Below are 13440 nucleotides of genomic sequence, written 5' to 3'. Positions count from 1 at the left end.
ACGGCAACCTGACCCAGTCGCAGATCGCCGACCAGGTCGGCATCTCGCAGATGCACGTGTCCCGCCTGCTCACCAAGGCGCTCACCAAGCTGCGTACCCACCTGGCGACCGACACCATGTAGTCGCACCTCCCGCCACACGAAGAGAGCCGGCCCCCGGGGCCGGCTCTTTTTCGCGATCATGTAGCCGTGCCCGACCTCTCCGCCGCGCGCCGCACCCTGGCCCTGGCCTCCCTCGCGCTGGGCACCTTCGCCATCGGCATGACCGAGTTCGTGATCACCGGTCTGCTGCCCGACATCGCCCGCGACCTGGCGGTGACCATCCCGCGGGCCGGCCTGCTGATCTCCGGGTACGCCCTCAGCGTGGTGATCGGCGGCCCGCTGGTGACGGCTGCGGTGGCCCGCCGCTCCCCCAAGCCGGTCCTGGTCGCATTGCTGGCCTTCTTCGTGGCCGGCAACGCCCTGTCGGCCCTCTCCTCGGCCTATCAGCTGATGCTGACCGGTCGCGTGGTCGCGGCCCTCGGCCACGGCGCCTTCATCGGCTTCGCCACCATCGTGGCGGCGTCCCTGGTCCCGCCGGCCCGGCGTAACTCCGCGGTCGCCGCCATGCTGTCCGGCCTGACCGTGGCCAACGTCGCCGGCGTGCCCCTCGGCACCCTGCTGGGCCAGCATTTCGGCTGGCGAGCCACCTTCTGGACGATGGCCGCCCTGGGCCTGCTGGCCGCCGCGGCGACCCTCGCCGCCCTGCCCCCGTCGGCCGCCACGCCGCAGTCGACGCCGCCGCTGCGCGAGATGGTGGGCGCGTTCCGGTCCCGCCCGGTCTGGCTCGCCCTGATCGCCACCGCGTTGGCGTTCGGCGCGGTGTACGCACCGTTCACCTATGTGGCGCCGCTGATGACCGACGTGGCCGGCTTCGGGCGGGGCGCCCTGCCCTGGCTGCTCGCCCTCTTCGGCCTGGGCCTGGTGATCGGCAACGTGATCGGCGCCCGGGCCGCCGACCGGGCCCTCCACCGAACCCTGCTGCTCGCGTCGGCCGGCATGCTGCTCGTACTCATCGCCTTCGCCTTCACCTCCCACGGCGCCGTCACCGCGGCGGTCACCCTGTTCGCCCTCGGGGTCGTCGCCTACGTCACGGTCCCCGGCCTGACCACCAACGTGATCCTGAGCGCGGGCGACGACGGCCGCAACCTGCTCGCCTCCTCGGCCGCCGTCTCGGCCTTCAACCTGGGCAACGCGGCCGGCGCCTACCTCGGCGGCGTCGCCATCACCGCGGGCTGGGGCTACGCCTCCACCCCGCTGGTCGGTGCGGCGATGGAGGCGGCGGCTCTGATCTTCCTGGCCTGGTCCGCCATCCACGCGAGGAGAGCTCTGAGTCCTACTGGCCTGGTCCGCCATCCACCCGAGGAGAGCTCTGAGTCCTAGCCGACATCGCTCGCGTCGGTCATAAGCAGAGCTTCGGGCGCACCAGGCACCCGAGCTGCCCACTCACCCTCGCCGCCGCCACTTCACTGCCCAGCCGTGGTCTAACGAGGACGCAAGCGGCATGCCGTCACCACGAACAGTGGTAGAGCAGCACGGCATCGCAACCCGAAATACCGTCAGGACCTACCACCGCAACGGACAGTGGTAGAGCAGGACGGCATCGCTTGCCCGGACACCGTCCGGGCCTACCACTGGTGTGGGGACGGCTGGGGTGAGGGCGGCAGCGGGGGCGCCCGGCGGCTTGATCGGCGCGAAGCGCCGGGACGTTGGGCACTTACGCAGAATGAAGGGTGCGCGGCTCTGTTCTGGCCGCCCCGCGGCCTTGGAGCCGCGCGCCCGGCCTCGGCGGGAGCTGCGGTCTGAACACACCACCCAGGTGCGACATCAAGCTCTTGATCTTGATCTAGGGCATTGCAAAATAGTCGCGCAAATGGCAGATCAGCCCATCACGGGTGCGGAAGATTTGGACGAGCGACATATTCCGCGGGCCGCTGGGAGTGTTGAGGGCCGCGTCGATCTCGGCGATGAAGACGTCGGGGTCGGTCGTCCGGTGGAGGACGAAACGCGTCTTGGCAAGGTCGGGGGTTCCGACGGGCTCCTGCTGGTAGGCGCCGATGCCGGCGCGGATGGCCTCGCGGCCGACCAGTTTGTGGGAGGTCAGGGGCACCTCGTAGACGCCGTCTTCGGTGAAGAGGGCCGCTACCGCGTCGGGATCGCGGGTCAGGGCGCCGGCGTGGATGTAGCGCTGGAAGATTTCTTCGCTGTGGATGCTCACTCTCCATGCTATCCCTGATGGATGGGTGATCGTCGGCCGGTTTTTGTGCTGCATGACCATCGGAAGCCGCGGCCGCATTTTGATCTGCGGCTCGAGGAGGACGGGGTGTTGAAGAGCTGGGCGGTGCCGCGGGGACTGCCGACCGACCCGGGGAAGAACCGGCTGGCCGTGGCGGTGCCCGATCACGCGCTGGAGCACGCGACCTACACCGACGCGGACAAGAGCATCGCCGACAGCGGGTGGTGGGAACCGGGTGACCGCAACGAGAAGCGGCTCGTCTTCACGTTGCACGGCAACGGCGGGCCCGCGCGGTACGCCCTGATCCACACCGACGGCGTGAACTGGCTGTTGCACCTGACCAAGGAGCAACCGTCGTGGGACCGCCGTCCGGGGGACGGGCCACCCCGGAACTGACGTTTGGAAGTTGCCGGGGCGGCTACCGTGTGGAGCGATGCCTCCTCACGACGAGTTGCCCGGGTTCCTGGCGGGTGTCGCGCCTCTCCTGGACAAGTACAGCTATTTCGCCGTCGCCGCCGTGATCGGCGTGGAGAGCTTCGGCGTGCCCGCACCCGGTCAGACGATCATGGTGGCCGCGGCGATCTACGCGGGGGCGGGCCGGCTGAACGTGTTCGTGGTCGGCATCATCGCGTTCGTGGCCGCGGTGCTCGGCGACAACATCGGCTACTGGATCGGGGTGCGCGGCGGGCGGCGGCTGGTGCACCGCTGGGGCAAGTACGTGTTCATCACGCCGGCCCGGCTGGAACGGGCCGAGAAGTTCTTCGTCCGGCGCGGCAACCGCATCGTGGTGGTGGCCCGGTTCATCGACGGGCTGCGTCAGCTCAACGGCGTGATCGCCGGCATCACCGCGATGCCGTGGCGCACCTTCCTGCTCTACAACGCGATCGGCGCGTTCCTGTGGGTCGGCTGGTGGGTCACCGTCTCGTACTTCCTCGGCACCCGCCTGGTCGAGATCATCGAGCACGCGCATCGCTACCGCTGGTTCGCGATCCCGCTGGTCATCCTGGCCATCGGCACCTACGCGTTCTTCCACATCCGGCATATCCGTCGCCGCCGCGCCCGGGAGGCCGCGGAGCAGATCGAGGCCGCACAGATCGAGGCCGCGGACGACGAGGACGCCGGCGTCGAACCCACGGCTTCGGTCTCCGGGCCGCCGGCCTGACCCGTGACGGGACTCACCCGAAGTTGTTCACCTTGGGTATCTAAGGTGAACGCGATTCGTACAGGAGTTGTCGGGTAAGGCGATTGAAGGAAGGAGTGATGGACATGACCGCAACCGCCACCACGCCGCTGGACAAACGTCGCAGCAGGGCGGCGGCCGCCCATGACGCCGCTCAGCAGGCTCAGGCCGGCGTCGCGGAGCTGGATCAGCGGCTGAAGAACAACGACGAGCTGACCAAGCAGCAGCGGGTTTCGCTGCGCAACCTCGAGGCCGAGACGCTCCGCCTCAAGCGGCTGTTGAAGAACTCCGCCAAGGAGAAGAGCCAGCTGGCCAAGCAGCGGGCGAAGGCCGTGGGCCGGGCCAAGCGGGCGACCGTGAGGGCGTCGGCGGCCGAGGCCAAGTACGACAAGGCGGTGCTGGCCGACCTGGTCCGCCGCGAGAAGCAGCGCGACCGCGAGACCGCGGCCCCGGCCACCCCGCCGGTGCAGACCACCACCCCGGTCGACACGGCGGCCACGCCGGCCGCGTCCCCCGCGACACAGCAGGCCACCGCGTCCGCCGCGGAGAAGACCGCCGCAGCGAAGACCCCGGCGGAGAAGGCCCCGGCAGCAAGGGCCAATACGGCAAAGGCCACGGCCGCGAAGGCTACGGCGGCGAAGGCCACCCCGCCGGCCGGCAAGACCGCGAGCACCCCGGCCCGGCGGACCGCCGCGGCCGCCTCGGCCGACCCGGCTCCCGAGAAGCCGGCCGCCGGCACCACGACGGCTGTGCGCACGGCCGCCCGCAAGACGGCGGCCAACGCCGGGACGACGACGCGCACCCCGCGCAGCCGCGCCGGGACCACGACGCAGCGCTGATTCCGGGCAGCGCGACCCGCCCACGATCAACCCCGATCGCCGGGCGGGCCGTCGTGTCGGGTCCTCTGTGGACCGTCGACAGGCCGGGTGGCGTTGGTCATCATTGCCACGGAAGACCGGCCCGGCCAGCCAGACTGTGGTGACGTCTGACTGATGGAGGTGCTGGTGGCGGGCCTGGATGTGGCGGCGGTCCTGTTCGACATGGATGGCACGCTGGTCGATTCCGACGCGGCGGTGGAACGTGCCTGGCGTACCTGGGGCTCGGAATTCGGGGTCGACGGCGACGCGGCGATCACGCTGGCGCACGGCAGCCCCAGCGAACCCACGGTGCGCAAGCTGCTGTCCGAGGCGACCGAAGACCAGATCATGGCCGCGGTGGGACGGCAGATGGTCCTTCAGTACGACGACGTCGCCGACGTGGCGCCCACCCCGGGCGCGCTCGACCTGATCGCGGCGCTCGACCGCAACGGCGTGCCGTGGGCGGTGTTCACGTCGGCCGACCGGCGGCTGGCCACGGCCCGGCTGGGCGCCGCCGGCATCGTGGCGCCGCTGCTCGTCACCAACGACGACGTCCGGACCGGCAAGCCCGACCCCGAGGGCTGGCTGCGGGCGGCCGCGCTGGTCGGCGTACCCCCGGAGAAGTGTCTGGTCGTCGAGGACGCCGAAGTGGGTCTGCGGGCGGCACGCGCGGCCGGGGCCAAGACGGCGGCGTTGCGCGGTCTGCCGGGTGATCTGCCCATTTCGTCCTTGTCCGAGCTGATCGGGGCGCTCAGACTGCGGTGATGGAGCGATTCGCGTTCGCCGGGCGGACCTGTGTGATCACCGGGGCAGCGAGCGGGATCGGGGCCGCGCTGACCCTGAACGTCGCCGCCCGCCGGGCCCGGCTCGTGCTGATCGACCGGGACGCGGCCGGGCTGGGACGGGTGGCGGCGCTGGCCCGCGAGGTCGGCGCGGCGGCGGTCGACGAGCATGTGATCGACCTGGCCGACGGCGGCGACCGGCTCGACCTGGCGGCATCCGTCGCGAGCCGGCACGGCGGCGCCGACCTGCTGGTCAACAACGCCGGTGTGGGCCTGACCGGCACATTCGAACAGAACAGCATGGCCGACGTCGACTGGCTGCTGGAGATCAACCTGCACGCGCCGATCCGGCTGACCAAGGCGTTCCTGCCACAACTGCTGCGCCGGCCCGGCGCTCACGTGGTGGCCATCTCCAGCCTGTTCGGGCTGCTCGCGCCGGCCGGGCAGGTGGCCTACGCGACCAGCAAGTTCGGCCTGCGCGGGTTCACCGAGGCGCTGCGCCACGAGCTCCGGCCACGCGGCGCCGGGGTGACGGTCGTGCACCCGGGCGGCATCCGCACCAACATCGCGACCAGCGCCCGGATCAGCGGCGCCGACCCGGAGGGCGTTCAGGCGGCCATGGCTCGCGAGTTCACCGAGAAGGCGTTGCGCATGCCGCCCGAGGAGGCGGCCCGGCAGATCGTGGCCGCGGTTCAGGCCCGGCGTCCGCGCCTGGTCATCACCCGGGAGGCCCGGGCCATCGACGTGATGGTGCGGCTCATGCCCGCGCGGTACTGGAATCTCGCAGAACGATTCGCGGCTCGTCGAGGATCGGCGACGGGTCGATCGGCTGCGGCTCGGCCCGCAGACCGAGCATGACCAGCCAGGCGATCAGCTGACGGTGCACGGCGTCGGAGCCGTCCAGGTCGTCGGCCATCAGCGGCCAGTCGCGCGGGTGCACCAGCACCGCCTCGGTCTGCCAGCCGCCCAGCCCGCCGTGCGAGCCGACCAGCTCCTCGAACGCGGCCACCTCTTCGGTCAGCGGGTCGACGGCGCTGATCAGCACCAGGTCGCCGACGTGCGCGGCCGACTGGTGGCGCAGCAGGTCGGCGGCGGCCCGCGGCCCGTACGGGGTGAGCGGATCTTCGCCCCGGACCAGGCCGTCCCGCAACCGGTGGCTGCCGGCCGTGCCGAACGCGATCGGGCCCTCATCGCCGGCGTCGACCACCACCAGCCCGATGCCCGGATGCGCCGCCAGAGCCGGGACCATCCCGGGGTACGCGTGCTCGATCTGGGCCAGCGTCTGCCGGCCCTGGGTATCCGGCAGGTAGACCAGCGACAGATTGCCGGAGGAGACCACGGGCACACCGGGCCCGGCGGCCCGCTCGACCACCTCGACCAGCGTCTCGCCCCAGCGCTGACGGAACGTGGCGCCCTGGCTGTGGCCGTGGTCGGAGACGACGACCAGGTGGTAGTGCCGGGCCGCCTCGGGCGCGAGCCGCTCCAGGACGCCGAGCATCCGGTCGAGGCTCTCGAGCTGGCGCATCGACTCGGGGCGGGCCGGGCCGGCGTGGTGGGCCACCTCGTCGTAGTCGACCAGGTTGCAGTAGACCACCGGGGCGCCGCGGGCCATCTGCTCGGCGACCAGTGACACGTTCACGTCCCGCAGCAGCATCGACGCCGGGCGCAGAGCGAGGAAGTTGCCGGAGCGGCTGACCCGGGGCAACAGGTTGCGCCGCCGCTGGAGGCGGGCCTGGTGCAGCTCGACCATCACCTCGCCGACGCCGAGGACGAGCGCCCGGGTGAAGCCGTACGGCGAGGCCATGAACGCCGCCCAGCCCCGCGCGGTCCGGCCGGGCAGCCGGGCGTGGCTGATCGTCAGCAGGCTCAGGCCGGCGTCGCCGCTGAACGCGTTGCCGATGCTCACGCCGCCGTCGGCCAGCAGGCCCCTGCCGTCGCTGAGCCGCGGCTCGATCAGCGCGGCGTCCCGCGGCTTGTTGGTGACCATCAGCTTGCCGGTGTCCTTCTCGAACCACCGGAAGGCGGGGATCTGGGACGAGGCGCCGTGCAGGATGCCGGCCTGTGACGCGGGCGTGGTGGACGGGACGCCGGTGTGCCAGCGGACCATGGTGTGGCTGCCGGACCGCAGCCAGCTGCCGATCGTCGGCAGGTTGCCGGCCCGGACGGCCCAGCGCAGCACCGGCTCGGCCACCCCGTCGAGCTGGATGATCAGCAGTCCCGGCTCGGTGCCGGGCAGCGGGCGGCGGAACGAGAAGAACCGGCCCGTCTGCCGGCGGCGTACGCCCCGCATCAGCCGCCGCGCCTCCTTGACGAACGTGTCGTCGGAGCCGCTGTCGGCCATCCAGTCGAGGATGGCCGCGAACACCACGGCCAGGATCGCGGCCGCCACCACCGACGGCAGGCCGCTGACGCGGTTGTCGGGGTCGAGCTCGAACGCCACCACGATGATCACCACCTGGGCGACCACGCCGAACAGCATGGCGCCCCAGCCGCCGAGCACGGTGATGCCGACCAGCAGCAGCGGGCGCAGCACGGCGCCGACGATTGCGACCAGCACGACCAGGTTGAGCGTGTCGAGCACGTCGCCGCTGACGACGCCCGGCATCAGCCACAGGGTCAGGGTGAGCACCACGAACGTGACCAGGGCGCTGCGCAGCACCGCGCGCAGCCGGTTGAGGATGCGCCGCCGCCCGAACAGCGCTCGCAGCTCACCCTGCCAGGAGGTCGTGCGTACGGTCACGGGTCAAACAATCGCACAGGGCGAGTGACGCGGATGGGTGACGTACCCGAGGACACGTTGAAGGCCGGACAAACCGACCGGTACCTTCGCCCTGGTGCTTCGCCGCCTCGCATCACTCCTCGCCCTGCTGACCCTCGTCGGCTGCTCGTCGCCGACGCCGCCGCCGGTCGCGGAAAGGTCGATGCGCGTGGTCGGCTATTTCCCCAACTGGGGTACGTACGCCCGGGACTTCCAGGTCCGGGACGTGGCCGCCGATCAGCTCACCCATCTGGTGTACGCCTTCGGCGAGGTCACCGACGGCCGGTGCGTGGCCGGCGACGAGTGGGCCGACATCAAGAAGCCCATCCCGAACGGTCTGTCCGGCCCCGGCTCGCTGGGCGGCAACATCGGCCAGCTGGCCAAGCTGAAGGCCGCCCACCCCCGGCTGAAGGTGCTGTGGTCGTTCGGGGGCTGGTCCTCGTCGGCCGGCTTCACCGAGGCGGCCCGCGACCCCGCCCGGTTCGCGGACAGCTGCGCCGCGCTGCTGAACGACCAGCGCTGGGCCGGTGTCTTCGACGGCATCGACATCGACTGGGAGTACCCGAACGCGTGCGGCGAGACCTGCGACACCAGCGGCCCCGACGCCCTGGCCGCGTTGCTGACCGCGTTACGCCCGAAGTTTCCGCTGGTCAGCGCCGCGGTCTCCGGCGACCCCGGCAAGCTCCGCAGGTCGGACTACGCGGCCGCGGCCCGGCAGGCCGACTGGCTCAGCGCGATGACGTACGACTTCTTCGGCACCGGCGGGACGGCCGGCCCCACCGCGGCCCATTCGGCGCTCACCGCGTACCCCGGCATCCCGAACCCGGCCGCGACCGCCGACACCACCGTGCGCACCCTCCGCGACCTGGGTGTTCCCGCCGAGAAGATCCTGCTCGGCGTCGGCTTCTACGGCCGCGGCTGGACCGGCGTGCGCTCCCCCGCACCCGGCACACCGGGCACCGGCCCCGCCCCCGGCACCCACCAGAAGGGCCTGGAGGACTACCGCGTCCTGAGCCGCCGCTGCCCACCGACCGCGACCGTCGGCGGCACGTCCTACGCCTCATGCGGCACGCAGTGGTGGAGCTACGACACCCCCGAGACGATCAGGACCAAGATGGCGTACGCCCGCAGCAACGCCCTCGGCGGCGCCTTCGCCTGGGAACTCTCCGGCGACACCCGGTCGGCGACCCTGCTCCGGGCGATGAACGCCGCGCTCAGACCACCCACGTCCGAGTGACCACCGCCGGCGTCGCCTGGTAACCGGCGTCGCAGCGGTCTTCTTGCGTACCCACTCGAATCGATCAACGGCGCACCCGATAGCGCAGGTGAAGCACCCGGTTGCCCTGAACAACTACGTCTGGGCCTTCCAGCAGGTGCTGCGCGTCGACGGAGCCGAAGTAACGCTTACCGGACCCGAGTACGACGGGTGCGACGTCCATGCGTACCTCGTCGACCCAACCTGCGGCGAGCGCCTGACCGCCGACGTCGCCGGCGGCGAACTCGACAGTGCGGTCACCCGCAAGCTCCCGCGCCTTGGCCACGGCCGCCTCGATGCCGTCAACGAAGTGGAACGGCGCCTGGAGGTCCCAGCCCTCGGGCGCACCACGGTGACTCACCACGACCACATGGTCGATCCCACTCGGAGGCGTCCCATCCCAGCCGTCGGTGATGTCGAAGGCGTGACGGCCGGCAATGGTCACCCCGACCTCGTCCCAGTACGGCCGGACGTAGTCGAACGAAGCCTGCGACACCTTCAGAACGCCACTGTCGTCCAACGGCACGTCACCGCTGACCAGCCACTCGAAGATCGGACCGGGATCGTCGTTCTCAGCCGCGATGAAACCATCCACCGAAACCGACGCGTTCATGACCACTTTTCCCATGGACTCCTCCTCTGTTCGAAGTCCCAAGTCTTGTGCGGCGTGAGCTGTCGCTCTTGTACGAAATCAATCGGCCGGGAGCGGCCAGCCGTCCAGGACGTGGTCGGGATGATCGCGCAGGAATCGCCGCCGGACTTCGGCGTACCGGGTCGGCGTCAGCCCGGTGAACTCCCGGAACTCGCGCACGAAGTGGGCCTGGTCGAAGTAGCCCGCGCCGGCGGCAACGTCTCCCCAGTCGATCGGTGCAGCGACGTCGAGTGCCAACACGGTGGAGCTGAAGCGGTAGCTGCGAGCCAGCCGTTTTGGCGTGACACCGACTACGGCCTTGAACCGCTTCGCCACATACGTGCTGCTGGCGCGGGCCGCCACACCGATGTCGCTGATCGGCACTGTCCCGCCGGTTGCCGCGACGGCGCTGCTCAGGTGGCGCACCAGGTCAAGACCGTCGATCACCCGCAGCCGTCGCACCAGTTCCTCCTCGAGCAACATCAGCATTTCGTGCGGTCCGTCGGCCAAGGTCAGTCGGTGTCGCAATTCAGCGGCAGCGGGCCGGCCCCAGATCTGTTCCACCGTCGCAGGTCGGTCACACAACTCGGCCGCGGGCATCGGAAGGAACGGTGCCAGGCCCCACGGCCTGAAGTGGACGCCCACGGACCGGGTCGGGGTTGGGTAGCTGAACTCCCACGCACGCGTGGGCGTGGTGACCGCGCAGCCGTCGGCGTACTCCACGGCGTCTACGTCGGTGCCCGCGCGGATGAGAAATGGCGCCCCGAGGTTGACGATGAGCAATGGCGCGGGCGCCGCCGGCAGCATCAACCGGGAGTACGGCGGGGTGCCCTCCAGGTAATAGAGGTCATCGATCAGCCCGTCCAGCGGCGGACCGGGCACCCTGGACACATACTCCACGCCGACATCATTGCCGACGGCCCATCCGGGCCTCGAGCCGGCCGAGAAGCTGCGCCGGGTGCTGACCGCGCTGATCGACCTGGGCCGCCGGCAGCCCCACCTCTTCCGGCTGATGTTCACCCCACCGGCCAGAACTAGGCCGTGTTTCAAAACCCGGCCTAGCCGATCTGCACCCAGACGTCGTCGACGGCGCCCTGGAACTGGTCGTTGTCGCGGTACGCGCCCTTGCCGCCGATGCTCAGCGGCGCCCGGTTGATCACCGACAGCGTGGCCGGCACGGCGGCGCTGCCGCGCACCTGGCCGTCGACCAGCACGCTGAGGTTCCGGCCGATGCGGCGGCACTGGATCGCGTGCCAGCCGCCGTCGGTCACCGAGACCGAGCTGTACGCCAGCCGGATGCCGCGCTTGGCCACGTCGACCAGCACGCAGCTGGGCCGGCCCATCCGCCCGTCGATCTGCAGTTTGTACTGGCTGCCCTGCTTCGAGTAGCCCTTCTGCACCACGTTCTGGCCCTTGGTGGTCTCGGCCCCGGACAGCCGGACGGTGGCCCCGAACAGGATCGGCCGGCGCCCGGGGTTGAGGTCGGCGGCGTGCGGGGTCTGCAGCACCACGTGCGGGCACCTGGCGCCGTTGCACTTCGGCGGGAACTGGAGGCCGAGGCCGCTGCCGTGCGCGACGGTGCCCAGCCGGCCGCCGCGCCGGGAGATCACGTGCATGGTGTGCCCGTGGCCGGAGCCGTCCGACATGTCGGCGGGCCGCCCGTCGAAGGTGTACCGCGCGACGATCCGCGACGACGTCGAGGCCGACGCGGGCAGGACGCCGGGCAGCAGACTCGCGACGAGGGTGGCGGCGAACAGGCTTCGCTTCATGCCCGAATTATTACTTGTGGCAGGTTTTGATCGGAAAGAGGCCGCCCCGCCGTTCGTCCGATCCTGATGGCCGATCAGCCGACGTGCGCCGGAGCCACCTCCGGCGCCGGCAGATCGTCCTTCTGGACCTTGATGAACACCGCCGCCACCGCCGCCGCGACCACGATCAGCACGGACGCCCACCGGAACGCCGCCGCGTAGCCGTCCACCTGCGCCTGCAACTGGGCCCGCACCGGCTCGGCCGGGTCGGCCGGACCATGAGCGGCCAGGTACGCGCTGGTCGCGATCGTGTTCAGCAACGCGGTGCCGAGCGAGCCGCCGACCTGCTGGGTGGCATTGAGCGTCGCGCTCGTGCGGTCAAGGTGACTCGGTCTCCGGCGAGGCGCTGTCCAGCGGCACGGCGCTGCCCGGCACCAGCCCGAGCTGCACACCCTGCCGCGGCAGCACGGCGTCGAGCAGCCAGTCGGCGGTCACCCGCACCCGGTTCCCCGGCATCGACAGCAGGTGGTAGCCGCGGGTCACCGCCTTGGCCGGGAACCCCGACAGCGGCACGCCGAGCGGGTTGGCCGCCGCGTCGAGACCACCGAGATCCACCACGAAACCAAGATCATGATGGCGGTACGGCCGGCGCTTGCCCCGCCCGTACGACGCGGCGATGTTCTTCGCCACCGTGGTGCCCTGACGTGTCGCGTGCTGAGCGGTCATGCCGGTGATCTCGCCCGGCCGGGTCAGGTCGGGCACGGCGGCCGCGTCACCGCAGGCGAACACCTCGGGGTGTTGCGGGACGTTGAGGAACTCGTCGACCACCAGCCGGCCCTGCTTGGTGGCCAGGCCCAGGCTGTTGATCAGCGGGTCGGGCCGCACGCCGACACACCAGATGAGCGAGCGGGTGGGCACGAAGTCGCCGTCACTGAGGTGTACGCCGTTCGCGGTCGCCTCGCGCACACTCGTACCCAATCGAACCTCGACCCCGCGCTCGCGGAGCACCCGGTCGGACGCCGCGCCCAGCCGCTGGTCGAGCGACGGCAGAACCTTGTCCGCGGTGTCGAGGAGCAGCCACTCCGGGTGCAGATCGGGCCGGTGGCTGGTCAGCGCGTCGGTGTAGAGCACACCCTGAGCGGCCACCTCGGTGCCCGTGTAACCGGCCCCGACCACCACGAACGTGGTGCGCGCCCGCCGCTCCGCCGGGTCGGACGAGGTGCCCGCCATCTCGATCTGCCGGGTGATGTGGTCGCGCAGGAACAGCGCCTCGGGGATGCCGCGGTAGCCATGGGCATACTCGGTCACGCCCGGCACCGGGAGCAGCTTGTTCACGCTGCCGGCGGCGATCACCAGCCGGTGGTAGCCGACCGTGCCCTTGCCGCCGTCCGGGTCGACGTAGCCGACCGTACGCGCCTCGAGGTCGAACGAATCGACCTCGCCCAGGATCACCTCGACGCCGGGCAGGGCCCCGATCAGCGAGACGGTGACCCGGCGCGGCTCCAGGATCCCGGCCGACACCTCGGGCAGCAGCGGCAGGTAGAGGAAGTAGTCGGTCGGGTTGATCACCACGATGTCGGCGCTGCCGCCGGACAGTCTGGCCAGCTTGCGCGCCGCCGTGAACCCGGCGAAGCCGGCCCCGACAACAACGATCCGTGGGCGTGCCATGGCAGGTCCTTCCGTCCGGCGGGCTCCGGCCTCCGTGCCCGTCCGGCGCTGGCGAAGGCCTCCGTGCCCGTCCCACGCTAGCGAAAACGACGAGCCGTCGCGCGCCTGTGGATAACCAGCCGATTCGTGACATCGCCGCGCTACATTTCCGCCCACCCATCGGGGGTGGGGGCGGGGGCGGAGACGCGCGCGCGAGAAAATTTGAAGATTTTTCCGATCGGCGGCAACCCGCCAGCCGCGGATCGCATGTACCCGGATGTAAGCAAGCGTCATCACCATTCGGGGGA

At 71.0% G+C, this 13440-nt stretch carries 15 protein-coding genes; 8 read left to right on the top strand and 7 right to left on the bottom strand.

Annotated features, from left to right (window positions below; all coding sequences use genetic code 11):
• Window positions 1-122, top strand: a 122-nt coding sequence (locus AB0O15_RS45310) for a sigma factor-like helix-turn-helix DNA-binding protein (RefSeq protein ID WP_364333498.1), incomplete at its 5' end; no start/stop codon positions are given.
• A gap of 66 nt (window positions 123-188) precedes the next feature.
• Window positions 189-1421, top strand: coding sequence for an MFS transporter (locus AB0O15_RS45305; protein ID WP_364333489.1), 1233 nt, complete (start codon window positions 189-191; stop codon window positions 1419-1421).
• Between the two features lie 463 nt (window positions 1422-1884).
• Here the strand turns inward: AB0O15_RS45305 and AB0O15_RS45300 are convergent, their stop codons facing one another.
• The gene (locus AB0O15_RS45300) at window positions 1885-2256 is read right to left on the bottom strand and encodes a nuclear transport factor 2 family protein (RefSeq protein ID WP_364333486.1); all 372 of its coding nucleotides are present in this window, start codon (window positions 2254-2256) and stop codon (window positions 1885-1887) included.
• A gap of 21 nt (window positions 2257-2277) precedes the next feature.
• Here AB0O15_RS45300 and AB0O15_RS45295 point away from each other — a divergent pair, with 21 nt between their 5' ends.
• From AB0O15_RS45295 to AB0O15_RS45275, 5 genes are all read left to right on the top strand, one after another.
• Window positions 2278-2670, top strand: a complete 393-nt coding sequence (locus AB0O15_RS45295; RefSeq protein WP_364333483.1) for a DNA polymerase ligase N-terminal domain-containing protein — start codon at window positions 2278-2280, stop codon at window positions 2668-2670.
• Between the two features lie 37 nt (window positions 2671-2707).
• Window positions 2708-3436 (top strand): DedA family protein, encoded by a 729-nt coding sequence (locus AB0O15_RS45290; protein ID WP_364333480.1) that lies wholly within the window; start codon window positions 2708-2710, stop codon window positions 3434-3436.
• Window positions 3437-3540: 104 nt separating this feature from the next.
• Window positions 3541-4293 carry a hypothetical protein gene (locus AB0O15_RS45285; protein WP_364333478.1) on the top strand — a complete coding sequence of 251 codons (753 nt, stop codon included), beginning with the start codon at window positions 3541-3543 and terminating at the stop codon, window positions 4291-4293.
• Between the two features lie 153 nt (window positions 4294-4446).
• Complete coding sequence (locus AB0O15_RS45280; protein ID WP_364333476.1) at window positions 4447-5076, top strand: HAD-IA family hydrolase; 630 nt, start codon at window positions 4447-4449, stop codon at window positions 5074-5076.
• Window positions 5076-5951 carry an SDR family NAD(P)-dependent oxidoreductase gene (locus tag AB0O15_RS45275; RefSeq protein WP_364333474.1) on the top strand — a complete coding sequence of 292 codons (876 nt, stop codon included), beginning with the start codon at window positions 5076-5078 and terminating at the stop codon, window positions 5949-5951. The genes AB0O15_RS45280 and AB0O15_RS45275 overlap by 1 nt, the downstream gene beginning before the upstream one ends.
• Here AB0O15_RS45275 and AB0O15_RS45270 read toward each other — a convergent pair.
• Window positions 5851-7833, bottom strand: coding sequence for an alkaline phosphatase family protein (locus tag AB0O15_RS45270; protein ID WP_364333472.1), 1983 nt, complete (start codon window positions 7831-7833; stop codon window positions 5851-5853). The genes AB0O15_RS45275 and AB0O15_RS45270 overlap by 101 nt on opposite strands.
• Before the next feature lie 94 nt (window positions 7834-7927).
• Between AB0O15_RS45270 and AB0O15_RS45265 the strand changes: the two genes are divergently transcribed.
• Complete coding sequence (locus AB0O15_RS45265; protein WP_364333470.1) at window positions 7928-9088, top strand: glycoside hydrolase family 18 protein; 1161 nt, start codon at window positions 7928-7930, stop codon at window positions 9086-9088.
• Between the two features lie 64 nt (window positions 9089-9152).
• Here AB0O15_RS45265 and AB0O15_RS45260 read toward each other — a convergent pair whose 3' ends face one another.
• The 5 genes from AB0O15_RS45260 to AB0O15_RS45240 form a co-directional block, all read right to left on the bottom strand.
• Window positions 9153-9734 (bottom strand): dihydrofolate reductase family protein, encoded by a 582-nt coding sequence (locus tag AB0O15_RS45260; protein WP_354787329.1) that lies wholly within the window; start codon window positions 9732-9734, stop codon window positions 9153-9155.
• A gap of 63 nt (window positions 9735-9797) precedes the next feature.
• Window positions 9798-10637, bottom strand: coding sequence for a helix-turn-helix domain-containing protein (locus AB0O15_RS45255; protein ID WP_364333468.1), 840 nt, complete (start codon window positions 10635-10637; stop codon window positions 9798-9800).
• Window positions 10638-10795: 158 nt separating this feature from the next.
• A complete protein-coding gene (locus tag AB0O15_RS45250) occupies window positions 10796-11506 on the bottom strand; it encodes a LamG-like jellyroll fold domain-containing protein (RefSeq protein ID WP_364333465.1) in 711 nt (236 codons plus the stop codon).
• 74 nt (window positions 11507-11580) lie between these two features.
• Window positions 11581-11805 carry a hypothetical protein gene (locus AB0O15_RS45245; protein WP_364333462.1) on the bottom strand — a complete coding sequence of 75 codons (225 nt, stop codon included), beginning with the start codon at window positions 11803-11805 and terminating at the stop codon, window positions 11581-11583.
• A gap of 58 nt (window positions 11806-11863) precedes the next feature.
• On the bottom strand, window positions 11864-13153 hold the full coding sequence (locus tag AB0O15_RS45240) for an NAD(P)/FAD-dependent oxidoreductase (protein ID WP_364333459.1): 1290 nt from the start codon (window positions 13151-13153) through the stop codon (window positions 11864-11866).
• Window positions 13154-13440: the final 287 nt, after the last annotated feature.

Source organism: Actinoplanes sp. NPDC089786 (assembly GCF_040684855.1).
GTDB lineage: Bacteria > Actinomycetota > Actinomycetes > Mycobacteriales > Micromonosporaceae > Actinoplanes.
This window is presented reverse-complemented; position numbering and strand designations above follow the sequence as displayed.

Excerpts from the sequence above, each read along its gene's own strand:
- AB0O15_RS45295 (WP_364333483.1), top strand. The coding sequence starts at position 2,278 with ATGGGTGATCGTCGGCCGGTTTTTGTGCTGCATGACCATCGGAAGCCG.
- AB0O15_RS45250 (WP_364333465.1), bottom strand. The coding sequence starts at position 11,506 with ATGAAGCGAAGCCTGTTCGCCGCCACCCTCGTCGCGAGTCTGCTGCCC.
- AB0O15_RS45290 (WP_364333480.1), top strand. The coding sequence starts at position 2,708 with ATGCCTCCTCACGACGAGTTGCCCGGGTTCCTGGCGGGTGTCGCGCCT.
- AB0O15_RS45280 (WP_364333476.1), top strand. The coding sequence starts at position 4,447 with ATGGAGGTGCTGGTGGCGGGCCTGGATGTGGCGGCGGTCCTGTTCGAC.
- AB0O15_RS45285 (WP_364333478.1), top strand. The coding sequence starts at position 3,541 with ATGACCGCAACCGCCACCACGCCGCTGGACAAACGTCGCAGCAGGGCG.
- AB0O15_RS45275 (WP_364333474.1), top strand. The coding sequence starts at position 5,076 with ATGGAGCGATTCGCGTTCGCCGGGCGGACCTGTGTGATCACCGGGGCA.
- AB0O15_RS45240 (WP_364333459.1), bottom strand. The coding sequence starts at position 13,153 with ATGGCACGCCCACGGATCGTTGTTGTCGGGGCCGGCTTCGCCGGGTTC.
- AB0O15_RS45260 (WP_354787329.1), bottom strand. The coding sequence starts at position 9,734 with ATGGGAAAAGTGGTCATGAACGCGTCGGTTTCGGTGGATGGTTTCATC.